Origin of the sequence: Pandoraea capi (genome assembly GCF_902459735.1) — a bacterium.
GTDB classification, from domain to species: Bacteria; Pseudomonadota; Gammaproteobacteria; order Burkholderiales; family Burkholderiaceae; genus Pandoraea; species Pandoraea capi.
Genome location: NZ_CABPRV010000008.1, coordinates 92,110 through 117,937, shown reverse-complemented (window position 1 = coordinate 117,937; position 25,828 = coordinate 92,110). Strand labels below are relative to the sequence as shown.

Below are 25,828 nucleotides of genomic sequence, written 5' to 3'. Positions count from 1 at the left end.
GCGCGCGCTCCGGCAGATGAACGGTTTTTCTGCGGGCGCGAGGCGTCGTGATCGGCAAAAGCGATACCGATCGCCGAGTCCGTGCTTCCCGGGCGAGATTTGGCCTCTTACGATGATTGGGTGTCATGGTTCCGACATGTGCCTTGCATGCAGGAAACCCATGAAAATCCAGCCAGATTCAGGACTTGACGAGACAAAACACGATGAATGCCAATGAAGCCTTTCCGCTGGTCGATGTGAGCGGCGGCCCCTTCGAGCGAGGACTTGCGCACGGACGTCAGGTGCCTGAGCGCGTGGCGCGCAGCCTCGCCCTGTATCGCTCGCAACTCGACAAGCGCGGTGTGTCGCACGAGCGTCAGCGCGCCCTGTCCGCACGCATGGTGCCGATCATCGAAGCGTTCGATGCGAGCTATCTCGAAGAGATGCGCGGCATTGCCGAAGGCGCAGGGCTCACGATCGAGGACATCGTGCTCATCAACTGCCGCACGGAAATGATGTACGGCCACGATGAGATCGGCGAAGCCCGCAAGGCGCTCGACGACGGGTGTACCGGACTCATCGTCATGCCGCCGTCCAGCGCGACCGGCCGCCTGATGCACGCGCACAACTGGGACTGGCGTGCGGAGTGCGCCGATACCGGCATCGTGCTGCGCATGCGGCGCGACGACGGTCCCGACCTGCTGGTGTTCACCGAGGCCGGCACGCTGGGCCGTCATGGCATCAACAGCGCCGGGCTCTCGCTCTCCGGCAACTTCCTCACGTCCGATCGCGATTACGTCAACGCCAGCCAGGCGGACACGCCGCTCGCCCTGATTCGCCGCCGCATGCTCGACTCGACCAGCATGGCCGACGCCATGAAGGCGCTGTGGAGCACGCGTCGTTATGCCTCGAACAATCTGATGCTTGCCGACGCCAAGGGCGAAGCCGTCGATCTCGAATGCGCGCCGGACGAAATCTTCTGGCTCACGCCGCAAGACGACGTGCTCGTGCACGCCAACCACTGGATGTGCCCGGTGGCGCGCACCAAGCTGCGCGATCTCGGTCTGGCCAAGAGCCCGGACTCGATCTACCGTCAGCGCCGCGTCACGCAGGCGCTGCAAGACGCGCGTCGCACGCAGGGCAAGATCGACTGGAACGTCATCAAGGCGGTGCTGGCGGACGACTTCGGCGCACCGGTCGGCGTGCTGCGCGTGCCGCGCAAGGTCAGCTTCGACAGCATTGCCGCGACGGTCTCGACCACGCTCATGGACGCCGCCGAGGGCGTGCTGTGGATCGCGCGCAAGCCGTACGAATCTCGCGAATTCGTGGAATACCGCCTGCGCTGAGATCGCCAGCCGGTCGTTCAGACGCGCCGCGTGACGTCTTCGGGAGACGACGTCCCGGCGCCGGCTCTTTCTATCCCAACGATTTCCGATGTTCCCAAAAACAATGACGACAACGTCGCGTCCCGGCATACGTGCACGTCTGCGCGGCGCGACCCTTGCCGCAGCCGCCACGACGCTCGCCGCCCTCGCACTCGCGGGCACGGCAGTCGCGCAAACCGACGCGGGGCAGGCACAGCAGGCATCGCCGACACCAATTACGCCAGCGCCGCATCGCGAGATCCGCTTCGCGCTTAGTACCGACACGCCCACGTCGATGCCGGGCAGCATTCTGCGCAATACCGCGACCGACACCATCCTCGCGCACGTGGTCGAGTCGCTCGTCGCGCTGCGCGCCGACATGAGCATCGGGCCGATGCTCGCCGACTCCTGGGACATCTCGCCGGACGGCAAGACTTACACGTTCCATCTGCGTCACGGCGTGCACTTCCACAACGGCAAGACGGTGACCGCCGCTGATGTGAAGTGGAGCTACGAGTACTTCATGAACCCGAAGACCGGGTTCTACTGCCGCCGCGCCTACGACGGGCATGCCGGGGCCAAGGTGCTGGACGTGCAAGCGCCGGATCGCAATACCGTGGTGTTTTCGCTCGACAAACCCTCGGCGCTGTTCCTCAATCACATGACCGACCCGCGCTGCCCGATGGCGGTGCTCAGTCCGGAAAGCGTGGATGCACAGGGCAAGTGGGTGCATCCCATCGGCACGGGACCATACCGGTTCAGCGACTGGCAGCCGGGGCAGTACGTGCTGCTCAAGCCGTTCGAGGGGTACCAGCCGCGCAAGGAAGAAGCCAGCGGTCTGGCGGGCAGCAAGATCGCTCACGCCGACGTGCGTTTCGTCGTGATTCCCGACGAGACGTCGCAACTCTCGGCGCTCATGGCCGGGCAGATCGATGCGATGAACATGTCGGAGCAGATCGTGCCGCCGAAGGATCCGGGCTGGCATATCGTCGCCGGACCCGGCGCCGATCCGGCCGCGTTGCTGATCCAGAACCGCGATCCGCTGCTCTCCGACGTGCGCATGCGACGCGCCATCGCACTGGCCGCCGACCTGCCGGGCATCGCCAATGCCGTCACGGAAGGGCGCACGGGCTACAACCCGTCGCTCGTGCCCAACGCCAGCGCGCTTGCGACCGACGTCACGAAAGCGGGCTACGTGCAGTCGTTGCCCGAGGTCAAACGGCTGCTCAAGGAAGCGGGCTATCACGGGCAGACGATCACGCTGGAGACGAACCGTCGTTACTCGCACATGTTCACGATGGCCGTGTACCTGCAATCGTTGCTCTCGCGTGCCGGGATCAACGTCAAGTTGCAGGTGGTCGAGTGGGGCAAGCAACTCGCCGACTACCGCGCGGGCCGTTTCCAGTTGATGGCCTTCGGCTACACCGCGCGTACCGACCCTGCGCTGATCTTCGCCGACGTACTGGGCGACAAGTCGCGCAACCCGCTGGTGCAGTGGGAAGACCCGGATGCGCTTGCGCTGCTGCGCAGCATCTCGGGCGAGACCAACGAAGCCGTGCGCGCCAAAGTGCTCGCCGAACTGCATCGACGCATGCTGGCCGACGCGCCGATGCTCGTGCTCTACGACTCGCCGGACCTGATTCTGGTCAGCTCGCGCCTGCATGGCGTGACGACCTGGCCGCTGCGTCTGAAGCGCTTCTATAACGTGACGAAGGACTGAGGCCATGCCGACGTATCTGTTCAAACGTATCGCGATGGCATTCCCCACGGTGGTGATCGTGGCGGTGCTCGTCTTCGCGATGATCCGCGCCATTCCGGGCGATCCGGCCACGCTGATGCTGGGCGATATCCACGACCCGGCATTGCTCGCGCACCTGCGCCATGAGTTCGGTCTCGACGAGTCGCTGCCCATGCAGTTCCTGCACTGGATCGAGCATCTGCTGCGCGGTGATCTGGGCATGTCGATCGCGCGTCATCGTCCGGTCTCGACGCTCATCGCCGAGGCGTTCCCGGTGACGGCGCAGATCGTGCTGAGCGCGACGGTAATCGCGTGTCTCGTGGCGATTCCGGCGGGCCTGTTCGCCGCATGGCGTCAGAACCATCGCAGCGATCTGGCTGTCGTCATGACGACGATCCTGCTCGTCTCGATCCCGAGTTTCTGGTCCGGCATTCTGCTGATCTGGGTCTTCGGCGTGAAGCTGCACTGGTTGCCGACGTTCGGCTATCAGACGTTCGCGCAGGCCGGTTGGGGGTCGCTGAAGTATCTCGTGCTGCCGGTCATTGCCGTGAGCCTTGGGGAAATTGCGGTCGTCACGCGCATGATCCGCGCAAGCAGCATCGACGTGCTGCGTCTCGAATACATCGCTCACGCGCGGGCGAAGGGACTCAGCGAGCGACGCGTGCTCGCCCGTCACACGCTGCCGAACGCGTTCGGTCCGGCGCTCACCGTGATCGGTCTGGTCGTGGGGCACTTGCTCGCGGGCGGCGCCGTGATCGAAACCGTCTTCACGTTGCCGGGCATGGGGCGTTTGCTGGTCGAGAGCATTTATGCACGCGACTACCCCGTCGTGCAGGGATGTCTGCTGGTGATCGCGCTGATCTACGTCGTGATCAACCTGATCGTGGATCTGCTCTATCCGCTGTTCGACCCCCGACTCAAACACTGAACGCCATGAAATCTTTACATCGCGCCAACCTCTGGATTGGCGGCTTTCTGGTCGGGCTGCTGGTGCTGATCGCCGCGGTCGATCTCGTCTACACCCCCTATAACCCGATCGACGTGGATCTCTATGCCCGCTACGCCGCGCCGAGCATGCAGCACTGGTTCGGCACCGATGCCTTCGGTCGCGACGTGCTCTCGCGTCTGATGGCGGGTGCGGGCGTGAGCATCACGGTCAGTCTCGCGTCGGTAATGCTGGCGCTGGCCGGCGGCACGCTGATCGGCGCCATTTGCGGCTACGTCGGCGGCTGGCTCGACCGTATCGCCGGCATGCTGGTCGACGCCCTCATGGCGTTCCCCGGTCTGTTGCTGGCGCTGGGCATCATGACGGTGCTCGGGCCGTCGAAGTGGGGCGTAGTGCTCGCGCTCGGGCTGGCTTACACGCCGTCCGTGAGCCGTATCGCCCGAGGCGCCGTGCTGTCGTTGCGCACCCGCGACTACGTGATCGCCTCGCGCACGATGGGCAATTCCGAAGTCTGGACGTTCATCCGGCATGTGCTGCCGCACTGCGTGCAGCCGTTGCTGATCTTCTCGACGTCGCTGTTCGGCTCGGCTTTGCTTGCCGAGAGCGCGCTGAGCTTTCTGGGGCTGGGCGTACCCGCACCGGAACCGACGTGGGGCGGCATGCTGGCCGATGGCCGCTCGTCCATCGAGCAGGCGTTCTGGCTCGTGCTGTTCCCCGGCACGGCGATCTCGCTGGCGCTGTTCGGCATCAACCTGCTGGGAGACGCCGTGCGCGACCTGCTGGACCCCCGCATGAAGGAGGCGAAATGACCTCGACACCTGATAACCACAAGGCCGCCCAGGCGGCTGAAGCTGGCGCGTTGCTCTCGATCGAAGGGTTGCGCATTGCGTTCCCTGACGGGCAGGGCGGACAGCGTGACGTCGTGCGCGACATCGATCTGTACCTGCGTCCCGGCGAATCGCTGGCCATCGTCGGCGAGTCGGGCAGCGGCAAGACGCTCATCGGCAAGGCGCTGCTGGGCCTGCTGCCGGATTCGGCGACCGTGCAGGCGAAGTCCATGCAGTTCGACGGCCGTTCGTTGCTCGATCTGACACCGCAGGCGTGGCGTGAGCTGCGCGGCACCGACATCGGCATGGTGTTTCAGGAGCCGATGGTGTCGCTCAACCCGGCGATCCGCATCGGCGAGCAGATGGTCGAGGCGCTGGTGCGCCGCCGTGGCGTGCCCGAGGCGCAGGCGCGCGAGAAGGCCATCGCCATGCTCGAACGCGTGCGTGTGCGGGACCCGAAGGGCTGCATGAACCGCTTCCCGCACGAGTTCTCAGGGGGCATGCGTCAGCGCATTCTGCTGGCGGCCGTGATGCTGCTCAAGCCTCGCCTGCTGATCGCGGACGAGCCGACGACGGCGCTCGATTGCGTCGTGCAAAAGGAAGTGCTCGACGTGATGATCGGCCTCACGCGGGAAGAGGGCACGGCGCTGATCTTCGTGAGTCACGATCTCGCGCTCGTTGCCGCCTACACCGAACGGGTGATGGTCGTGCGACGCGGCGATCTCGTCGAAACCGGCCCGGTGGCGCGCGTGCTGGCGCATCCATCCAACGACTACACGCAGCGCCTGCTCGAATCGCTGCCGCGTCGCGACGCGCGCGGTACCGGCGACACGGCGAATGAGGAAGGTACCCCGGCCGGCGAGCGTGTGCTCGAAGTCGACAAGGTCGCCATCGACTATCTCGTGCCGACCCGCCTGTGGGGCAAGACCCGTGTGCCGACGGTGTTCCCGTGCTCGTTCTCGTTACGCGCAGGACAGACGCTTGCCATCGTCGGCGAATCGGGCAGCGGCAAGACGACCATGGCCAAGGCCATCATGGGGCTGCTGCCGCTCGCGGGCGGCGAAGTCAAGGTGCTGGGCAAGCCGTTCCCCGGGGACGGCACGCGCAGCGAGTTGCGTGAGGCGCGTCGCTCTATCCAGATGGTGTTTCAGGACCCGTACTCGTCGCTCGACCCGCGCATGCGTGTCGAGGCACTGGTGCACGAAGCGCTGCGGCTCGACACGTCGCTCACCGCCGCCGAGCGTCGCGAGCGGGTGGCGCAGGTGCTGGAGGACGTGGGGCTGAGCGGCTTCGGGCCGCGCTTCGTCCACCAGCTCTCCGGCGGACAACGTCAGCGCGTGGCGATCGCGCGGGCGCTGGCCAGCCATCCCGCGATCATCGTGGCGGACGAGCCGGTCTCGGCACTCGATGTCACCGTGCAGAAGCAGGTGCTCGAAATGCTGGTCGCGTTGCAGGCACGGTATCGCTTCGCCTGTCTGCTGATTTCGCACGATCTGGGCGTGGTCGAGCAACTGTCCGATCACGTCATCGTGATGTTCCGGGGGCATGTCGTGGAGTCGGGCACGCGAGACGCGATTTTCGACATGCCCGCACACCCTTACACGCGGCGTCTGTTGCAGGCGGTGCCGGAGTTGCGCGGCAATCGTGAGACGGGCTTCGCGGTACAAACGCGCGCGCTCGGTCCGCACGATGCCTCGCTGCCGTACTACGACCCCGAGCGTTCGCCGCAGGCGATGCCCACGCTCGCAAGCGTGGCGGGCAGCGTGGATGGGGCCCATCGCGTGGCGGTGCTCGCCGCCTGATGTTCGCCCCCGGGGGAATCGGTTTTCCGATGCCCCCGGGTGATTGGCAAAGATGATCCTGATCGGTGCGGCCGCATTCCTGAGCGACGCCCGTCTGCCTACACTGACTCATCGGCCGGTGCTTTCACGATCCGGCCCTGGCTATACCTGTACGACCTGATTCGATTTCATTCATGCAAAGCGTAATCCACCCCCTGCCGTTCGTTGGTACCGGCACCGCGCAATCCGTCGTGGCACAGCACTTCGGTGAGGCGAACTGCGGGCGCAAGGTCTATGTGCAGGCCGCGCTGCACGCCGACGAGATCCCGGCCATGCTCGTCGCCACCCGGCTTCGCGAGAAGTTGCTCGTGCTCGAAGCGCAGGGCCGTCTGCGCGCGGAAGTCGTGCTGCTGAGCGTGGCGAACCCGCTCGGTCTGAACCAGTGGTTGATGGGCGCGCCGCAGGGGCGCTTCGAGCTTGCCAGCGGTCGCAACTACAACCGCAGCTTCCCGATGCTGTTCGACGCCGTCGTGAAGTTGCTGGAACAGCAGCCGGAAGCGTTGACGGACGACGTCGCGCGCAACCGGGATCGTGTGCGTGCCGCATGGCGCGAGGCGTTGCTGGCGCGTCCCGTCACCGATGCCTTCGGGGCGCTCCAGTCGCTGCTGATGCTTCAGGCGCATGACGCCGACATCGTGCTCGATCTGCATTGCTCGCGCGAAGCGACGATGCATCTTTACACCGGCGACGAATGCTGGCCCGCCGTCGAGCCGTTGGCCCGTTATCTCGGCTCGAAGGCGAACCTGCTGGCGCTGGACTCGGGCGCGCATTCGTTCGACGAAGCGCAGAGCTACACGTGGTATCAGCTTCGCCAGCATTTCGGCGCGACGTATCCGATGCCCTCCGGTCCGGTGTCGGTCACGGTCGAGCATCGCGGTCAGCGCGACGTGTCGTACGAGCAGGCCGAAGCCGACGCCAGTGCCATCCTGCAATACCTGACCTACACGGGCGATGTGGACGGGCAAGTCTCGCCGCTGCCCGACTTGCCGTATCCGGCCACGCCGCTCGCCGGCAGCGAGCAGTTCCGCGCACCGTGCGCGGGCGTGCTCGTGCATCGGGCTGCCCTCGGCGCGCTGGTCGAGATCGATCAGCCGGTCTTCGACATCGTGGACCCGGTCACGGGCGACATCACCACGCTGGTGAGCCGCACGCAGGGCGTGATGTACATGCGACGCGACGTGCGCTTCGTCAACGCGGGCGACCCGCTGGGGCGCGTCACGGGGCATCGCTCGCAACGCACCGGCATGCTGCTGGGCGCGTGATCGGCGCCCGATCCATCGACTTCGACACTTCCGTCATTTTCGCCAAGCCAGACGCCAATGTAGGCCGAACCTGATTCTGACAACGAGACAATCCATGACTCGCTATATCGACATTCACGACGTTCAAAAGCTGTTACGAAAAACCGGTGTCGCACCGTTCATCCAGACACTGGCCGATTACATCCGCGACGACTACCTGCGCTGGCCCGAGTTCGACAAGTCGGCGCGTGTGGCCAACCACTCCAAGGACGGTGTCATCGAACTGATGCCCGTCTCCGACAGCGACCTGTACGGTTTCAAGTACGTCAACGGTCACCCGATCAATACGCGTCGCAATCTGCTGACCGTGATGGCGTTCTCGGTGCTGGCCGACGTGCACACCGGCGCGCCGCTGCTGCTGTCCGAATTCACGCTGATGACCGCGCTGCGCACGGCCGCCACGTCGGCGCTCGCCGCAAGGATGCAGGCACGCCCCGACAGCCGCGTGATGGCCCTGATCGGCAACGGCGCGCAGAGCGAATTCCAGGCGCTCGCGTTTCACGCGATGCTGGGCATCGAAGAGATCCGTCTGTTCGACGTCGATCCGGATGCCACCGCCAAGCTCGTGCGCAACCTCTCGAACGTGCCCGGCCTGCGCATCGTGTGCGCCGCCTCAGCGCGCGACGCCGTGCGCGGTGCGGACATCGTGACGACCGTCACGGCCGACAAGGCGAACGCCACCATCCTCACGCCGGACATGATCGAGCCGGGCATGCACCTGAACGCCGTTGGCGGCGACTGCCCGGGCAAGACCGAATTGCATACCGACATCGTGACGGCGGCGCGCGTCATGGTGGAGTTCGAACCGCAGACGCGTATCGAGGGCGAGATTCAACATCTGCCCGAAAATTCGCCGGTCATCCATTTCTGGCAAGTGCTGTCGGGCGAAGTGGCGGGACGTGAGACGGCCGAACAGGTCACGGTGTTCGACTCCGTGGGCTTCGCGCTCGAAGATTTCTCCACGTTGCGCTATTTGCACGACCTCGCGCGCGACGCGGGTGTGGGCCGTGTGATCGATCTGATCCCCGAACTGGACAACTGCAAGGACTTGTACCAGCTCGTCGCCCCCGTGGCGACGCAGGCCAGCGCGACCGTTCGCGCCGCCTGACTTCCGGGAAGGCCTTGGGCGCCGGGGTAGTGCGGTACGATGGCGCGTTTGCGGCGCAAGCGAACCGGCCCGGGCATGACTGCCATGTCCGCGATCCTCGCGCCGGCCCGTCAAGACGATGAGAGGTCCCATGACATTAGTCCAGCTTCGAGTGTTCTGCGCAGTGGTGGAGCAGGGAAGTTTTCGCGCCGCGGCGCGCACGCTCGACATCGCACAAAGCACCCTGACGCAGGCAATTCAGGGCCTGGAGGGCGAGTTGGGCGTCACGCTGCTCAACCGCTCGCATCAGGGCATCAGCCTCACGCCCATCGGTGAGCGCTTTCTGGTGCGCGCCAACGCGATCTTGCGCGACTGCGAACTCGCGTCGCAGGACGTCATGCAGTCTCGCGGCGAAGAGGAAGGCAACATCACGCTCGGCGTGACGTCGGAACCGCTGGCCGAGTTGCTGCTGCCGGTGGTCAAACGCTTTGTCGAGCGCTTTCCCCGCGTGAAGGTGCATGTCACCAGCGGCTACACGAAGATGCTGATCGAGCGCATTCGCGACGGGCGGCTCGATTTCGCGCTCGCGCCGCTCGCCCCGCAGGTGAGCGACGTCGATCTGTCCATCGAGCGTCTGTACCGGTCGGTGCCCAGCGTGATCGCGCGCAAGGGGCATCCGAAGGCGCACGTCACGTCCATTCGTGATCTGGTCGATTGCGAGTGGGTGAGTATTCGTCCGGCAGGCATTGTCGGGGGCGCCGAAAACCGGCTGATCAGCCTGTTCAATACCGAGAATCTCGGCGCACCGAAGATCGTGCTGACGGCGGAGTCGCTGCTGGAGACGCTTCACATCGTCTGCGAGTCCGACTATCTGACGATCGAACCGCGCGTGCTCTCGGAGCTGACGCTGTTCTCCGGCGCGCTGACGAGCATTCCGATTCGGGAGGCGTTCGATCCGCGCGACGTCTGTCTCGTGGCGCGCCGCTCGGCGCCGTTCACGCTGGCCACGCAGGAACTGGTGTCGATGCTCGTCTCGTACTCGCGTCTGGTGCACGGGCCTGCGGCGAGGAATACGGCGGGCTGACGCTGCGGGCTAATCGGCGGACTGACAGTCGCGAGGCGTCTTGCGCCTCGCTACCGGCTGCCGTCTCCCATTCAGGCGATCATCTGGCGAGCGCGTAACCATGTCTCGTAAAAGGCGGGCCATTCGGCGGTCGGCGTGCCCGGCTTCCCCATACCGAAACCATGACCTCCGCTGGCAAGCGGATGGAACTCGACCGGCACCCCGGCCTGCTCGCAGGCGCGCTTCATGATGCGGGTGTTCTCCGGGTTGGAGATGGGATCGTCGTCCGCCTGCGTCAGAAAGACCGGCGGGCACCCGTGCTTCACATGCGTTTCCACGGACCACTCTGCGCTTTCCTGCTTCGTCGGATGATTGCCGACGAGGATACGACGCGTGGACGTGTGGTCGTACGGCGGCAGCAGGGTGATGACGGGGTAGATCAGCGCGGCGTTGGCCGGTCGCGCCGAATGCGTGTCGATGTCGTCGACCGGACGATACGACGCGAAGCCTGAGCGCGTTGCCGTCAATCCCATCAGATGTCCGCCTGCGGAGAAGCCGAGGACCCCGACGCGCTCCGCGTCCAGCCCGCGCTGGTGTGCTTGCGAACGGATGATGCGCATGGCGCGTTGGGCGTCCTGCAATGGCGCGAGCGCGCCGTCGACCCATTCCTCGTTCGGCAGACGGTACGCCAGCACGAACGCGGTGATACCGCGCTCGGCGAGCCACTGCGCGGCGGGAATCGCTTCGGAACCCATCTGTTCGCGCTTGTAACCGCCGCCGGCCGCCACGAGCATCGCCGCGCCATTGGGACGCTCAGGGACGTAGACGTCGAGATACGGCGCGGCGACATTGCTGACGGCGCCCTTGACACTCGTTTCCACTTGACCGCCGGGGCCGCCGCCACCGGGCGGCGTGCCCGGCCATAGCAGGATCTGCGTCGCACGCGTATCAAAGGCACGCGGGGCGGCGCGCAGGGAGCCAGCCATTGCGGCCATGCTCGCCAGGGTCATGGAGCGCAGCAGCGTGCGTCGGTTCATCGTCATCGGGGTCTCGCTCGGGCAAACGCGCGCATCGCGCAACGACAGATATTCTGCGCGGGACAAATCCCGATGGCACACCCCAACGAATTGACGTCGCGTTGAGGGGGATAAATGTCTCGGCAGATTACAAGGCCGACCGGGACCAGCGACGTTACGAATCGCCACACAAGGTCAGGCTCAGACGGCGTTCAGCGCACTGACTTCATCGCACCGACTTCATCGCACTGACTCGACGGCGATTTCGGCGTGTTTATGGAATTCGGCGAGGGCGTCGGCATCGGCCGGTGCGTCGGTGACGAGGGTCCACGCGCGCTCCAATGGGGTCCAGTGCTGCTGGTTCGCGCGGTCGAGCTTGTTGGCCGTCACTAATACATAGACGCTGGCCGACTGGCGAATGATGCATTCCTTGAGCCATGCCTGTTCCGCCGAGGCTTCGCACAGGCCGCGACCAGCGACCACGCCGTCCGCACCGAGAAAGGCCTTGTCGACGGACACGCGCGAGAGCGCGAGTTGTGCCAGCGGCCCGAGCACGCTCATGCTCGACGGGCGCACGTCGCCACCGATCAACGTGACGGGCACCTTATTGGCGGCGAGCGCGCCCACGGCCAGGAGGTTGTTCGTCACCACCTGAACGTTTTCGCGTCCGGCCAGAAAGCGCGCCATCGCTTCGGTCGTGGTGCCGCCATCGAGAAAGATGGTGTCGCCGTCGGCCACATGCGCGACGGCGGCGCGCGCGATGGCGTCCTTCTGCTCGCGAAAACTCTCGCGTCGCAGCTCCAGCGACTCTTCGGGTTCGTGCATGCGCACCGGCGCGGCCGCGCCGCCGTAGGTGCGCACGATGCGCCGCTCGTCCGCCAGTGCGCGCAAGTCGCGCCGCACGGTCGCCTCCGACATGCCGAAATGTGCGCACAGCGCCGCGACATCGGTCATGCCCGACAGGACAGCTTTGAATATCGCCTCGCGGCGGTTGGCTACTTTCATGGAAGTTCAGTCAGCGGATGGATGCCGTAGGTCTGCACAGCCGGACGCTACGAAGTTGCCCGCACAGGCACCCACACAGCGGCCGACAGCAGGATCGCCATGCGGCGCGCATAGTGTAGCTTGCCGCGTCCGGAAATCGATCAGTGAGCGAGAGGCGTGGTCGTCGGGCGGTGCCAGTGACTGGCGTCGATCAAAAATGATCGATTCAATCATTTTGACGTGGCTCGATGATGCCGTTTTGATCGATTTCACCCGAGGATAAACCCCTAGTCACAAAATTTGCACATTTTTCTGGCAACGATTAGACTTCCGTCTGCTCAAATCGATCAAAAAAATGATCGATTAATCAATATCGATACCAGTCGGGAGACAACAATGGCTCAAATTCGTATCAAGCGCGGGATCGAGCGCGTGCCGGGCGGGATGATGATTGTCCCCCTGCTGATCGGCTCCTTGATCGCCACGTTCATGCCGGGCATGCCGAAGTTCTTCGGCTCGTTCACGAATGCGCTGTTCACGGGCGCGCTGCCGATTCTGGCGGTGTTCTACGTCTGCATGGGCGCGAGCATCGACGTGAAGGCCACGCCTTACCTCGTCAAGAAGGGCGGCGCGCTGTTCGCGGCCAAGGTGGGTGCGGCGATCGTCGTGGGTATCGTGCTCGGTCACTTCCTCGGTGAAGCGCCGGTGTCGTCGGGCATGTTCGCCGGCATCTCCACGTTGGCCGTGGTCGCCGCAATGAACGACACCAACGGCGGCCTTTACATGGCGCTGATGGGGCAATACGGCCGGTCGGAAGACGTGGGCGCCTATACGATCATGTCGCTCGAATCGGGCCCGTTCCTGACGATGGTCACGCTGGGCGTTGCCGGTCTGTCGGCGTTCCCGTGGCCGACGCTGGTGGGCAGCATTCTGCCGCTGGCCTTGGGCATGCTGCTGGGTAACCTCGACCGCGAGATGCGCGACTTTCTCGGACGCGCCGTACCGGTCATGATCCCGTTCTTCGCGCTGGCGCTCGGCGCCGGTCTCGATCTGCACAAGGTCTGGCAAGCCGGCCTGCTGGGCATCCTGCTCGGTTTCGCCGTGGTCGTCGTGACGGGCATTCCGCTGTACATCGTCGACCGTCTGACGGGCGGCACGGGGGTGGCCGGTACGGCCGCCGCCAACACGGCGGGCAATGCGGCAGCGGTGCCTGCGCTGATCGCGGCGGCGAACCCTGTTTATGAAGAAGCGGCCAAGAGCGCGACGTTGCTCGTGGCCGCCTGCGTGGTCGTGACGGCCATCGTCTCGCCGATCCTGACAGCCGCCGTTGCCAAGCGTGCCATGGCGCGCAGTGCGATGGCAGGCAAGGGGGCGGTGCGGTGAGTGTTCTGATTGTCGCCGACGATCTGTCCGGCGCTGCCGACTGTGCCATCGGCTTTACCAATGCCGGACGGCGTAGTGTGGTGTCGCTGGATGTCGACGGCTTCAATGCCTCGGCGCAGGTCGTTGCGATCGACACGGATACGCGTCGTCTCGCCCCGGCCGACGCAGCGGCGCGTGCCGTTGCCGCCTGGCAGCGACTGGCGGCCCCGGGCCGTCGTCTCTACAAGAAAATCGACTCCACGTTGCGTGGCAACTGGGTCGCAGAAGTCGCGGCGTTGCAGCCGCTCGCGGGGCTTGCGATCGTCGCGCCCGCATTCCCCGCCACGGGCCGCACCGTGCGCAACGGCGAAGTGTTCGTGCGCGGCGTACCACTGGCCGAGACGGACACCTGGCAACTTGAGCACGAAGGGCAGGAAGCGCGTCTGGCGCTGATGCTGGCCGCGGCCGGCATGACGTCGCGCATTGTGCCCGCAAGTGCCTTGCGTGGCGAACTCGCGCAAGTGCAGGCGGCGCTCGGTGAAGCCACTGCGCAGGCGCGCGAAGATGGCGTCACCGCATTGATCGTCGATGCGCAGACGGACGACGATCTCGCCATGCTCGCGCGGGCGAGCGCTACGCTCACGGATATCTTCTGGGTCGGTTCGGGCGGTCTCGCGCGCGAGCTGGCCGAATTGCCGGCGTTGTTCGAGACGCCGGAAAGCGCTGCGCTGACGGGCGAGATCGAGAAAGCGGAAGCGACAGCGAACGACACGACGAATGATCGTCGCGCTGGCGCTGGCCGCATCCTGACGCTGGTCGGCAGTCTGTCGGCCGTTTCGCGTCAGCAGTGCGCGCGGCTGTGCGAGGACAACGACGTCGTCGAGTGGATCGTTCCGCCGGAGGTGCTGCGCGCGGGCGCGTCGCATCCCGAGAGCGAGGGCTGGTGCGCGCGCATCGGCGAGGCGATCGGGCAGGGCACCGATCTGCTGGTGCGTATCGGACGCGACGAGGCGTTCGATCCCGCCGAAGGCGCGCAGTTGTCGGCCGCACTGGCGGCGCTGATCGCACCGCATTTCACGCAATTGTCGGGCTTGATCGTGACGGGCGGCGAGACCGCGCGCGCGATGCTGAGCGCGGCGAACATCGGGGCTTTGGAACTGCTCTCCGAAGTCGAACCGGGTGTGGCCGTGGGGCGACCCGCCAACGGCACGCCGATGCATGTCGTCACAAAGGCCGGCGCCTTTGGTGGCGAGGCTGCGCTTCACAGCGCCTATCGGCATTTGCGCGCTGCGGCGCGCGGGTGAGCGATACCGTCAGCACAACAGCATCACATTTGGATATCGTTCCGGCCATCGCAGTGACAGGCCGGACACCCCCAACGAAACGGATAGGAACGCAAACGCCATGAACCCTTACCTCCCTGTCATTGGCATCACCATGGGTGATGCGGCTGGCGTCGGCCCGGAAATCATCGTCAAGAGTCTGGCGCACGAGAGCGTTTATGCGCAGTGCCGTCCGGTGGTGATCGGAGACGCACGCCGTCTCGAACAGGCCATCGCCATCGTCAAGACGCCGCTGACCGTGCGTCGCATCAAGACGGTCTCCGAGGCGACGTTCGCGCGTGGCGTGATCGAGTGCATCGACCTGAACCTGATTCCGGAAGACCTGCCGTTCGGCGAACTGTCGGCCATCGCGGGCGACGCCGCGTATCAGTACATCGCGCATGCGGCGAAGCTTGCGGAAGCGGGTGAGATCGACGCCATCTGCACGGCGCCGCTCAACAAGGAAGCCCTGCACGCAGGCGGTCACAAGTTCCCGGGCCATACCGAGATGCTTGCGCATCTGACGGGCGTGGACGAAGTGTCGATGATGCTGGTCGCGCCGCAACTGCGCGTGATTCACGTCACGACGCACATCGGGATCATCGACGCCATCCGCAAGATCGAACCGGGTCTGGTGCAACGGACCATCGAGCGCGGTCATGCCACGCTGGTGAAGGCGGGTATCGCGAACCCGCGCATCGCGGTGTGCGGCATCAATCCGCATGCGGGTGAGAACGGTCTGTTCGGTTACGGCGAAGAGGAAGAGAAGATCGTGCCGGCGGTGCAACTGTTGCGCGAGCGCGGCTGGGACATCGAAGGACCGCTGCCTGCCGACACGCTGTTCTTCCGCGCCGGTCGCGGCGACTTCGACCTCGTCGTCGCCATGTACCACGATCAGGGCCATGGCCCGGTGAAGGTGCTGGGTCTCGAGGCTGGCGTGAACGTGACGGTCGGCCTGCAAGTGGTGCGCACGTCGGTCGATCACGGCACGGCCTTCGACATCGCAGGCAAGGGCATTGCCGACGAAGGCAGTCTGCTCGAAGCGCTGCGTCAGGGCGCCGAGCTGGCCACGCGCCGCGCGTGATCCGGATGCGGGGCGGCGGCGCGCAAGCCGTCGTCAGCCCCTCACTCGATGCCCATATGCCCGCGATCGTTGATTTCGCGGATGAGCGTGCGTAGCGCACCGACGAGACGCTCCGTCAGCCCTTGAGGCGGACGTTGCGCGGCCCACACCAGTCCCACATCCATCGACGGCACGCCTGTGCCCAGATCCCGTCGCAGAATCCGTCCGCCATCGATCGACCATGGCCGGTAGACGAGATCCGAGAGAATCGATACGCCATACCCCTGCGCCACCAGACTGCGAATCGACTCGATCGAGCGCGTTCGGAAATGCACCACCGGTTCGACCTTCGCCGCGTGCCAGTAGCGCTCGACCGTCTGCACGTGCTCGTCCATGTCGAGCAGCAGGAAGCGCTGGCCGCGCACGTCGTCGAGCGTAACCGTCGGTTTGTCCAGCAGCGGATGCCCCGGACTTGTCCATAAACGGCGCGTCGAGCGCAGCAGCGTGTGTGAGACGAGACCGTCGGCGACGACGTTCGATACCAGCAGCAGCGCAAGATCCACATCCCCCGCGAGTACCCCCGCCTCCAGTTCCTGTCGGTCGCCTTCGATCAGCGTGAGTTCGACGTTGGGGAAGCGCTTCGACAGCGTGCTCGCGACCGATGGCAGCAGGTAGGCGGAGATCGTCTCGGTGACGGCCAGACGCAACCGGCCGCCGGCGTCGTCGGGCAGGGTGCGCGCTTCATGCAGCGCATCGTCCGTGGCGTTGAGAATGCGGTAGGCATGTCGCAGGAAGCGCTCGCCGGCTTCCGTCGGTCGCAATCCTTTCGCGTGGCGCACGAACAGCGGCGTGCCTACGATGACCTCCAGGTTCTGCAAGGCGATCGTGAGCGACGACTGCGACGCGCTGCACCGCTCGGCGGCGCGCATCACTTGCCCCGTCTCGGCCACCGCCACGAAATACTCGATCTGACGCAGGGTTGGTTTCATTGAAAAAATCAATATTGCAAACTATATTTTTTATATTAGTAATAAAACTGACCCCTGTATAGCATCGGAATATCAATTCCTATAGAGATGCACGGGACATGGTTCAGGAGGTCAAGCCCGGGTTCTGCACGCTGTGCCGATCCCGCTGCGGTACGCTCAATCGCGTGGAAAACGACGCGCTGATCGCGGTCGAGCCCGATCCGTCGCACCCGAACGGCGCCGCCATGTGCCGCAAGGGTAAGGCGGCGCCGGAGCTGGTGCATCACCCCGATCGCCTGACCACGCCGCTGCGCCGTACGGCCCCGAAGGGCGACGACGACCCGCGTTGGGAGCGTATCTCGTGGGATCAGGCCCTCACCGAAATCGCCACGCGTCTGGGGGACATCCGGCGCGAGAGCGGCGCCCATGCCGTGGCGTTCGGCGTCACCACCCCGAGCGGCACGCCGCTTTCCGACAGCATCGACTGGATCGAGCGCTTCATCCGGGTGTTCGGCAGCCCCAACACCGTCTATGCGACGGAAATCTGCAACTGGCACAAAGACTTCGCGCACGCGTTCACGTTCGGCTGCGGCATGCCGACGGCCGACTACGCGCAAGCCGACGTCATCATGCTGTGGGGCCATAACCCGACGAGCACGTGGCTGAGTCAGGCCAACGCCATCGGACGCGGACGCGCGCGCGGCGCCAGGCTGCTCGTCGTCGATCCGCGCAAGACGCCGCTGGCGGGCGACGCCGATGCGTGGCTGCCGGTGCGTCCCGGCACCGATGCGGCGCTGGCCCTTGGCCTCGCGCGTCGCCTGATCGACACGGGGCGCTACGACGACACCTTCGTGCGACGCTGGACCAACGCGCCGATGCTCGTGCGCAGCGATAACGGCCATTTCCTTCGGGCTGGCGAACTGGCGACTTCCGACAGCGCGTTGCCGGACGCCTTCGTCATCTGGAACGAAGTGGCTGCCGCCCCGCACGTCTACGACACTGCCCACGCGTTGACACGGGACGCCGCCAACTACGCGGCGTTGCGCGGCGAGTTCACTGTCGACGGCCGGGACGGCAAGCGCATCACCTGCCGTCCTGCGTTCGACCTGCTGTGCGAAGGGCTGGCCCCTTACGACCCCGAGACGGTCGCGGAGCTATGCGGCGTGACGCCCGAGCAACTCGACGCGGCGGCCAGCCTTTTCGACGGCGCGCAGCGCATCGCCTATCACGCATGGTCGGGCGTGGCGCAGCATGCCAACGCTACGCAGATCGAGCGCGCCATTGCCGTGCTGTACGCGCTCACGGGCAGCTTCGACCGGCGCGGCGGTAATCGCGTGATGACGCGTCAGCCGGTGAACGCGGTCGCGCAACATGAACTGCTGAGTCCCGAGCAGCAGGCGAAGGCGCTGGGCATCGACGAACGTCCGCTGGGACCGCCCGCGCGCGGCTGGGTGACGGCACGCGACACGTATCGCGCGATCCTCGACGGCGAGCCGTATCGCGTTCGCGCCATGTTCTGCTTCGGCACCAATGTGCTGGCATCGCACGCCGACTACGAGATGGCGAAGCAGGCACTTGAAGCGCTTGAGTTCCACGTGCACTGCGATCTGTTCGAGACGCCGTCGTCGCGTTACGCCGACATCATCCTGCCGGTGAATACGCCGTGGGAGCGCGAGGGTCTGCGCCCCGGCTTCGAGATCGACGATCGGGCGGATGCCCTGATTCAACTGCGTCAGCGCATGGTGTCGCCGCGCGGCGAGTCGCGCAGCGACAACGACATTGTGTTCGATCTGGCCGCGCGGCTGGGCATGGGCGACGCCTTCTTCGGTGGAAGCCTCGAAGCCGGGTGGAATCATCAACTCGCCCCGACCGGGCTCGATGTGCAGACGTTGCGTGCGCATCCCGAGGGGATTTCGCGTCCCCAACCGCAGTACGAGCGCAAGTACGCGCGTAATGAGGCGGGCGGCGTGCGGGGCTTCGCGACCGAGACGCGTCGCGTCGAACTGTATTCCGAGCGTCTGCTGCGTCACGGCTACCCGCCGGTGCCGGTGCATGTGGCGCCACGTCACGTTACGGAGGACGAAGCGCAACGATTCCCGCTCGTGCTCGGGTCGACCAAGAACGGTTACTACTGTCACAGCCAGCATCGCGGCCTCGCGAGCCTGCGCATGCGCGCGCCGGATCCGGTGGTGCATCTGCATCCGGCGCTGGCGCAGCGCAAGCAGATCGCGCAGGGCGACTGGGTGCGGGTGACGACCCCGGCGGGCGTCGCGCGGTTTCGCGCCGCGTTCGATACCGGCGTCGGCGAAGACGTACTGCTCGCCGAGTACGGCTGGTGGCAGGCGTGCGACAGCGTGGGCCGACGCGGCTTCGTCATGACGGGCGAGCAGTCGAGCAACTTCAACGCGCTGGTGACCGCGCGTGACATCGATCCGATCAGCGGGTCGTCGCCGTTGCGCTCGTTTCGCTGCGATGTGGCGCGCGATGCCGCGAGCGATCCATCGCATCGTCCGTGGGACGGTCTGGCGCGCTTTCGTATCAGCGAACTCGCTGCGGCAGCCGACGGCGTGCGCGCCATCGCCTTCGAACCGTTGGACGACGTGGGGCTGCCGGACTATCTGGCGGGGCAGCACGTCACCGTTCGCGTACCGGTGCCCGGTCATGCGCAACCGGTCACGCGTGCCTACTCGCTCACCGGACCGGCGAACGAGCCGGGCCGCCGGGGTTACCGCATCGCCGTGCGTCATCAGCAGGGGCGCACCGCCGCAGGCGAACCGTTCGAGGGCATCGTCTCCAGTTGGCTCAACACCGGCGCGCGTGTGGGCGACGTGATCGAACTCGGCGCGCCGTCCGGACGCTTCGTCATGCCGCTGCAAAGCCGTCAGCCTGTCGTGTGCTTCGCCGGAGGCATCGGTATCACGCCGTTCCTCTGCTATCTCGAATCGCTTGCCGAACAGGCTGAGCGGGGTGTCGGGCAGACACCGGAAGTCTGGCTGCATTACGCCAATCGCAGCGGCGCGACGCATGCGTTTCGCGAACGTCTGGCGGCGCTGGCGGCACGATTGCCGAGCGTGCATATCGTCAATTACTACGACGCGCCGCGCGATGTCGATGTGCTCGGGCGCGACTACGCGTCGTCCGAGCGTCTGTCGGCGGCGGTCGTGCCCGACACGCTCATCGCGCGACGCGGGCGTGTCTACCTGTGCGGCCCGGAGCCGATGATGGCAGCCGTCATGGGCGGACTTGCGGCGCGCGGCATGCCGGCGTTCGACATGTTCAAGGAAGCCTTCCGGTCACCGAGCGCACCGCGTGTCGATGCCGACGCCGCGTGGCCTGTGCGCTTCGCACGTTCGGGCCGCGAGGCCGTCTGGACGCCGTCGCACGGCAGTCTGCTGTCGTTCGCCGAGTCGCTGGGACTGTCGCTGCCGAGCGGGTGCCGCGTCGGACAGTGCGAGAGTTGCGCCGTGCGCGTGCTCGAAGGTGAAGTCGATCACATGGGCGACGTGGCGCTCGACGAGCCGGGCATGTGTCTGGCCTGTCAGGCCGTGCCGCGCGAAGCCGTCGTCATCGACGCCTGAGATTCCCTCCCTCCATCTTTTCCTTCCGTCCATTTCAGAGAGGAACCGACCCCCATGAAAATCATCGACGCTGCCACGACCCGGGACGCCCTGGCATTCGGCCCGTTGCTCGACGCGCTCAACGCCATGTTCGTGCAGGGATGCGAAGTGCCGTTGCGCCACACGCACGTCATTCCGGATCCGGCCACGGGCGCAGCCACCACGGTGCTCATCATGCCGGCGTGGCAGCCGGGCGGCTTCCTCGGCATCAAGACGGTCAACATTGCACCGGCCAACGCCCAGCGCGGTGTGCCGGGCCTGCATTCGACGTATCTGCTGTACGACGCCACGACGGGAGTGCCGCTCGCGCAAATGGACGGCAACGAAATCACGTCGCGCCGCACCGCAGCCGCGTCGGCACTGGGCGCGGCGTATCTGGCGCGTGAAGACGCGTCGCACCTCGCGCTGCTCGGCGCGGGACGCGTGGGCTCGCTGGTGCCGCTCGCGCATCGCACGGTGCGCCCGATCGAGCGCGTGAGCGTATGGGATCGCGATGCGGCCGCTGCGGCGCGACTCGTCGACGGATTGCGTGCGCAGGGCTTCGAGGCGCAAGTCTGCGAGACCGCCCGTGCGGCGGTCGCAGAAGCCGACATCGTGACTTGCGCAACCCTGGCTACCGAACCCGTGGTGCACGCCGAATGGCTTGCGCCGGGTGTGCATCTGGATCTGATCGGCAGTTTCACGCCGCAGATGCGCGAGGCGGACGACGCGTGCTTCGCCGGTGCGACGTTATTCGTCGACACCGAAGAGGCGCTGGCGAAATCGGGCGAGTTGCTCGGGCCGATGTCGCGCGGCGTGTTCACGGCGCAGGACGTGCAAGGCACGCTCGCCGATCTTTGCCGAGGGGGGCGCATTCGTCGCAATACCCGCGACGAACGCACCGTCTTCAAGGCGGTGGGCACCGCGCTCGAAGACCTTGCGGCCGCGATGCTCGTCTGGCGCGCCACGCAAGATCAGCAGGATCACTGAACGGCTACGGGCGTTCGGTACGTCAATCAAGCACACACTACAGCAAGGGGAACGCAGGAAATGAAACCGGGATCTTCACTATCGAGCACCACGCCGTCGCCGCAAGGCGGTGGCCTACTTGAACGTCTGGCAGCATCGGTCACGCGCTGGTCCGAACGCTGGTTTCCCGACGCCTATCTGTTCGCCGCCCTTGCCGTGGTGGTTTGCGCCGGCGGCGCCCTCGCCATCGGCGTGCCGGCCGTCAAGGTCGGTGTCGCATTCGGCGACGGCTTCTGGAGCCTGATTCCGTTCACGATGCAGATGGCGATCGTCGCTATCTCCGGTTACGTCGTCGCGGTCTCCCCGCCGGCCGCTGCGCTCATCCGCAAGATGGCCGCCGTGCCGCGCAGCGGTCGCAGCGCTGTGGCTTATGTGGCCTTCGTGAGTATCGTGCTCTCGCTGTTCAACTGGGCGATCAGTCTGGTGTTCAGCGGCTTGCTGGTGCGCGCCATCGCCCGGCGCGACGACATCCGCATGGACTATCGTGCGGGCGGTGCGGCGGCGTATCTCGGCATGGGCGCAACGTGGGCGCTGGGTCTGAGTTCATCGGCCGCGCAGTTGCAGGCGAATCCGGCGAGCTTGCCGAAGGCGATCATCGAGATCACCGGTGTCATTCCGTTCTCGGACACGATCTTCCTGCCGCAATCGATGGCGATTGCCGCCGTGCTGACAGTCATCTCCGTGATCCTCGCGTACTACTCCGCGCCGCGCGACGACCGTGCGACGGTGGCCGCCGACCTCGGTGTGTCTCTCGACGATGCCACGAAGTCGTACGGGCGTCCGCAACGTCCCGGCGACTGGCTCGAATACAGTCCGCTGGTGACGGTGCTGATCGTGGCGTTGGGCGCGCTGTGGATCGGTCATGAGTTCACGACCAAGGACCCGCTGCTGGCGATCTCGAATCTGAACACCTACAACTTCCTGTTCCTGATGCTGGGGATGTTGCTGAACTGGCGTCCGCGCCGCTTTCTCGATGCCATCGCCAAGTCGGTGCCGTCGGTCGCGGGCGTGCTGATCCAGTTCCCGCTGTATGGCGGCATTGCCTATCTCCTCACGAAGGCGCCCGGTCTCGACGGGCAGACGCTCTCGCATCACCTGTCGAGCTTTTTCGTGGCGATCTCGTCGCAGGAATCGTTCCCGGGCGTGATGGGTGTGTATTCGGCGGTGCTGGGCTTCTTCGTGCCGTCGGGCGGTGGCAAGTGGATCATCGAAGCGCCGTACGTGATGCAGGCCGCCAACGATCTGCACGTGCATCTGGGCTGGGCCGTGACGGTGTACAACGCGGCCGAAGCGCTGCCGAACCTGATCAACCCGTTCTGGATGCTGCCGCTGCTGGGTGTGCTCGGTCTGCGGGCTCGCGACGTGGTCGGCTACACGTTCACGCAGTTGCTGGTGCACTTCCCGGTGGTCATCATCATGCTCTGGTGGCTCGCACAGACGCTGACCTATCATCCGCCGGTCATGCCCTGATGTGACACCACGTCGTGCCACGTCGTGCCGTGTTCAATCACGGCCGACGTCTCAGGCAACGGCAAAAGCATCAGCAAAAGCAAAAGCGCCTCCCGGGCACACCGGGAGGCGTTTTGCACTTTCACACACCGCGCGAGCGGAACGACGGGGTCAGTCGGCGCGCGGGAAATCCAGATCCGTGTCGTTGATGCGGTTCACCAGATTCGTGAATGTGATGCCTGACATCACCAGCGCGATTTCGATGATCTGACGTTCGGTGAAACCGGCGTCGCGCAGCCGTTGGTATTCGCTGTTGCCGAGGGTGCCGTTCGTGGTCACCAACGTACGGACGAAGTGCGCCAGCGCGTCGCGACGGTCGTCGCCGGACACCACACCGGCGCGCACGGCGCGCATGGCGTCCGGTGCAAGACCGGCCATCTTGCCGACCATCGTGTGGGCCGCCACACAGTAATCGCAACCGCCGACTTCGCTGACCACCAGGCGGATCGTCTCGATGTCCTGCTTTGCGAGACTGGTCTTGCCGATGACGGCATCGAGGCCGAGTGCCGTCTCGAGGGCGTCCGGGGCGTGGGTCCCGATCGTCACGAACAGGTTAGGCACCTTGCCCATTCCGGCCTTGATCCTGGCGAACAGTTCGGCGGTGCGGCCGGTAGCGTCTTGGGGCGAAACAGTGGAAATGCGGCTCATGGTGTAACTCCTTCAGTGGGTTGGAAATACCGCGACAGAGTGGCGACGGCATGGATCCCATCTTAGGGAGGATTGGTGATATCTTTAATGCCTGTTTTTCTCGGTATTATGCTCAATCGTCTCAAGACGAATCCTGGACCTCACCCCTATGAATCTGCTGGATCGCCTCCTGACACTGATTCCCGTGACCGGACAACTCGACTTCCGTTGTCATTTCGGCACCCCGTGGCGGATCGACGAAGCGCGTGCGCCCGACAGTCAGATCGCCTGGCACTTGCTGCTGAGCGGCACCGCTACCGTCGAGCATGGCGACGGGCCGCCGGTCGTGATGACGGCGGGCGATATCGTGATGTTTCCGGCGGGGCATGCGCATTCGCTGCATGAGGGGGAGGGACGTCAGAAGGACCCGCCGCACTTCGAAGCGGGCGCGGGTTTCACCATCTTGCGTCAGGGCAACGGCGATGCGGCCGACGTGCTGTGCGGACGCTTCTTCTTCGGTACGGTGCCGTATGGGCTGATTCAGACGTACCTGCCGTCGCGCATGGTGGTGCGAGGGGGGCGGCAGGCCGATGGGCAGGCACCGGCGCCGGGCAGTATCGGCGACCGGCTGGCGCGGCTGATCGCGCTCATGCGCGACGAAACGATGGCGCAGGAGGCCGGATGCGAAGCGCTCGTCGGCAATCTGTCGGGGGCCTTGTTCGCGATGACGCTGCGCGCGGCAAGCGAGAGCGATAACTCGCCGCGCGGCTTGCTGGCCCTCGCGCGCGAACCCCGTCTCCAACCGGCGCTGTCGGCGATGTTCGATACGCCGGAGCGTGCGTGGTCGTTGCCCGATCTGGCCGAGTTGTGCCACATGTCGCGCGCCACGTTCTCACGCCGCTTCGATGAGGCGCTCGGATGCTCGGCGCACGACTTCCTCACTGAGATTCGCATGACGCTCGCAGGCCGCAAGCTTGCGCATACGACGGCATCCGTCGCCGACATCGGCGAATCCGTCGGCTACCAGTCCGATGCCGCATTTCAGCGTGTGTTCAAGAAGGTCGTCGGCGTGACGCCCGCGCAGTGGCGGGCTCAAGCGCGACAGACGGAGCGGCGCTAAAACCGCTGGCGTGTTCGGCCGTCAGGCGGCGTCACCACGGCACACCATGACGATGTGCTGACGCAACCAGCGATGTGCGGCATCGGCGTCCATGCGCGGATGCCACATCAACGACACGATAACCGGAGCGGTTGCCACGGGCAGCGTGAAGCTGTGGAAGGGGGCGGGCGAGGCCGGTCCTCGCCGTGCGTGCGGCGCTTGCAGCAGCGACACCGGCACCAGCGCGATCAGATCGGACGCTTGCGCCACCGCCAGCGCTGCCGGAAAACTGGGGACGACGGCGACGATCTGCCGTTGCCGCCCCAACGCCGCGAGCGCTTCGTCGACCGGTCCGTTGCCAATGCCCCGGCGCGATGCCACGACGTGCCCGAAGGCGACGTATCTTTCGACGCCGGGTGGCGTATCGCTGGGGCTATCGGCCGAAGTGCCGGACGACATGCCGGTCGCCAGCGGATGACCCGAGCGCACCGCACCGACAAACCGGTCGCGAAACAGCGCCTGCACGCGAATCTCCGGCCCCATGTTGCCCGCGTCGCCAACGGCGCCGAGCACACCGATCTCGAGATCGGCACGCCCCTCGCGCAGCGGGTCCGCGTGCTTCTCGGCCTTGGGCAGAAATCGAAGGCCCGCATGCGGCGCGAGTGCTGTCACCGCCGCGATCAGGCGCGCGCCGAACGCCTCCACAAAGCCATCGTTCGCCCGAATCGTGAACGTCCGTTGCAGGTTCGCCAGATCCAGTGACGCTGCCGCAGGCGTCAGTAGGGCGCGGGCCTCATCGACGGCGCCGCGGCTGCGCGAACGCAGGTGTTCGGCATGCGGCGTGAGCACCATGCGTCGGCCGGCACGCACCAGCAGCGGGTCGCCGGTGACGTCTCGCAGACGGCTGAGCGTACGGCTCATGGCCGACGCACTCAGCCCGAGTTGTCGCGCGGCACCTGCCACGCTCGCTTGCGCGAGCAAGGTGTCCAGCGCAACGAGCAGATTCAGATCAGGGTCGGACATCGGCGTTTCCAGTCGTGATGGCGCGTGCACGGGGCTTGGCACGAGATAAGGCGTTTCGTGCATGTTATCAGTGCAATCGCTGCG

20 protein-coding genes are annotated in these 25,828 nt (G+C 65.7%); 15 read left to right on the top strand and 5 right to left on the bottom strand.

Going from position 1 to position 25,828, the window contains the following annotated elements; all coding sequences use genetic code 11:
* Nucleotides 1-203: 203 nt before the first annotated feature.
* From PCA20602_RS16805 to PCA20602_RS16770, 8 genes are all read left to right on the top strand, one after another.
* Nucleotides 204-1,325: a C45 family autoproteolytic acyltransferase/hydrolase gene (locus PCA20602_RS16805; RefSeq protein ID WP_150722200.1), complete on the top strand. Its 1,122-nt coding sequence runs from the start codon at nucleotides 204-206 to the stop codon at nucleotides 1,323-1,325.
* A 103-nt stretch (nucleotides 1,326-1,428) separates the two neighbouring features.
* Nucleotides 1,429-3,063, top strand: a complete 1,635-nt coding sequence (locus PCA20602_RS16800; RefSeq protein ID WP_174981226.1) for an ABC transporter substrate-binding protein — start codon at nucleotides 1,429-1,431, stop codon at nucleotides 3,061-3,063.
* Nucleotides 3,064-3,067: 4 nt separating this feature from the next.
* Nucleotides 3,068-4,009, top strand: coding sequence for an ABC transporter permease (locus tag PCA20602_RS16795; protein ID WP_069343654.1), 942 nt, complete (start codon nucleotides 3,068-3,070; stop codon nucleotides 4,007-4,009).
* Nucleotides 4,010-4,014: 5 nt separating this feature from the next.
* Nucleotides 4,015-4,836, top strand: coding sequence for an ABC transporter permease (locus PCA20602_RS16790; RefSeq protein WP_150722198.1), 822 nt, complete (start codon nucleotides 4,015-4,017; stop codon nucleotides 4,834-4,836).
* The gene (locus PCA20602_RS16785) at nucleotides 4,833-6,656 is read left to right on the top strand and encodes a dipeptide ABC transporter ATP-binding protein (RefSeq protein WP_150722197.1); all 1,824 of its coding nucleotides are present in this window, start codon (nucleotides 4,833-4,835) and stop codon (nucleotides 6,654-6,656) included. The genes PCA20602_RS16790 and PCA20602_RS16785 overlap by 4 nt, the downstream gene beginning before the upstream one ends.
* A gap of 173 nt (nucleotides 6,657-6,829) precedes the next feature.
* Entirely contained in the window at nucleotides 6,830-7,957 is a 1,128-nt protein-coding gene (locus PCA20602_RS16780; RefSeq protein WP_150722196.1) for a succinylglutamate desuccinylase/aspartoacylase family protein, read from the top strand.
* A gap of 94 nt (nucleotides 7,958-8,051) precedes the next feature.
* A complete protein-coding gene (locus PCA20602_RS16775) occupies nucleotides 8,052-9,104 on the top strand; it encodes an ornithine cyclodeaminase (RefSeq protein WP_150722195.1) in 1,053 nt (350 codons plus the stop codon).
* Nucleotides 9,105-9,234: 130 nt separating this feature from the next.
* The gene (locus PCA20602_RS16770; protein WP_069343649.1) at nucleotides 9,235-10,167 is read left to right on the top strand and encodes a LysR substrate-binding domain-containing protein; all 933 of its coding nucleotides are present in this window, start codon (nucleotides 9,235-9,237) and stop codon (nucleotides 10,165-10,167) included.
* A gap of 71 nt (nucleotides 10,168-10,238) precedes the next feature.
* Here PCA20602_RS16770 and PCA20602_RS16765 read toward each other — a convergent pair whose 3' ends face one another.
* Nucleotides 10,239-11,189, bottom strand: coding sequence for an alpha/beta hydrolase (locus PCA20602_RS16765; protein WP_217432443.1), 951 nt, complete (start codon nucleotides 11,187-11,189; stop codon nucleotides 10,239-10,241).
* 213 nt (nucleotides 11,190-11,402) lie between these two features.
* Complete coding sequence (locus tag PCA20602_RS16760; RefSeq protein WP_150722194.1) at nucleotides 11,403-12,167, bottom strand: DeoR/GlpR family DNA-binding transcription regulator; 765 nt, start codon at nucleotides 12,165-12,167, stop codon at nucleotides 11,403-11,405.
* Between the two features lie 375 nt (nucleotides 12,168-12,542).
* On the opposite strand from PCA20602_RS16760, the gene PCA20602_RS16755 reads away from it, so the two are divergent.
* From PCA20602_RS16755 to pdxA, 3 genes are all read left to right on the top strand, one after another.
* Complete coding sequence (locus tag PCA20602_RS16755) at nucleotides 12,543-13,529, top strand: 2-keto-3-deoxygluconate permease (protein ID WP_150722193.1); 987 nt, start codon at nucleotides 12,543-12,545, stop codon at nucleotides 13,527-13,529.
* Entirely contained in the window at nucleotides 13,526-14,812 is a 1,287-nt protein-coding gene (locus PCA20602_RS16750; RefSeq protein WP_150722192.1) for a four-carbon acid sugar kinase family protein, read from the top strand. The genes PCA20602_RS16755 and PCA20602_RS16750 overlap by 4 nt, the downstream gene beginning before the upstream one ends.
* A gap of 100 nt (nucleotides 14,813-14,912) precedes the next feature.
* Nucleotides 14,913-15,914 carry a 4-hydroxythreonine-4-phosphate dehydrogenase PdxA gene (gene pdxA, locus PCA20602_RS16745; RefSeq protein ID WP_069343645.1) on the top strand — a complete coding sequence of 334 codons (1,002 nt, stop codon included), beginning with the start codon at nucleotides 14,913-14,915 and terminating at the stop codon, nucleotides 15,912-15,914.
* Nucleotides 15,915-15,955: 41 nt separating this feature from the next.
* On the opposite strand, the gene PCA20602_RS16740 is transcribed toward pdxA, so the two are convergent.
* On the bottom strand, nucleotides 15,956-16,882 hold the full coding sequence (locus PCA20602_RS16740) for a LysR family transcriptional regulator (RefSeq protein WP_150722191.1): 927 nt from the start codon (nucleotides 16,880-16,882) through the stop codon (nucleotides 15,956-15,958).
* Between the two features lie 98 nt (nucleotides 16,883-16,980).
* On the opposite strand from PCA20602_RS16740, the gene PCA20602_RS16735 reads away from it, so the two are divergent.
* Genes PCA20602_RS16735 through PCA20602_RS16725 form a run of 3 tightly spaced genes read left to right on the top strand, consistent with a single transcriptional unit; the run spans nucleotide 16,981 to nucleotide 22,956 of the window.
* Nucleotides 16,981-20,439, top strand: coding sequence for a molybdopterin-dependent oxidoreductase (locus PCA20602_RS16735; RefSeq protein WP_150722190.1), 3,459 nt, complete (start codon nucleotides 16,981-16,983; stop codon nucleotides 20,437-20,439).
* A gap of 54 nt (nucleotides 20,440-20,493) precedes the next feature.
* Complete coding sequence (gene lhpI, locus PCA20602_RS16730) at nucleotides 20,494-21,447, top strand: bifunctional Delta(1)-pyrroline-2-carboxylate/Delta(1)-piperideine-2-carboxylate reductase (protein ID WP_150722189.1); 954 nt, start codon at nucleotides 20,494-20,496, stop codon at nucleotides 21,445-21,447.
* A 60-nt stretch (nucleotides 21,448-21,507) separates the two neighbouring features.
* On the top strand, nucleotides 21,508-22,956 hold the full coding sequence (locus PCA20602_RS16725; RefSeq protein ID WP_069343641.1) for a short-chain fatty acid transporter: 1,449 nt from the start codon (nucleotides 21,508-21,510) through the stop codon (nucleotides 22,954-22,956).
* A gap of 150 nt (nucleotides 22,957-23,106) precedes the next feature.
* Here PCA20602_RS16725 and PCA20602_RS16720 read toward each other — a convergent pair whose 3' ends face one another.
* Nucleotides 23,107-23,643 carry a carboxymuconolactone decarboxylase family protein gene (locus PCA20602_RS16720; protein ID WP_150722188.1) on the bottom strand — a complete coding sequence of 179 codons (537 nt, stop codon included), beginning with the start codon at nucleotides 23,641-23,643 and terminating at the stop codon, nucleotides 23,107-23,109.
* 148 nt (nucleotides 23,644-23,791) lie between these two features.
* On the opposite strand from PCA20602_RS16720, the gene PCA20602_RS16715 reads away from it, so the two are divergent.
* Nucleotides 23,792-24,742 (top strand): cupin domain-containing protein, encoded by a 951-nt coding sequence (locus tag PCA20602_RS16715; protein ID WP_150722187.1) that lies wholly within the window; start codon nucleotides 23,792-23,794, stop codon nucleotides 24,740-24,742.
* Nucleotides 24,743-24,763: 21 nt separating this feature from the next.
* On the opposite strand, the gene PCA20602_RS16710 is transcribed toward PCA20602_RS16715, so the two are convergent.
* A complete protein-coding gene (locus PCA20602_RS16710; RefSeq protein ID WP_150722186.1) occupies nucleotides 24,764-25,744 on the bottom strand; it encodes a LysR family transcriptional regulator in 981 nt (326 codons plus the stop codon).
* Nucleotides 25,745-25,828 lie beyond the last annotated feature (84 nt).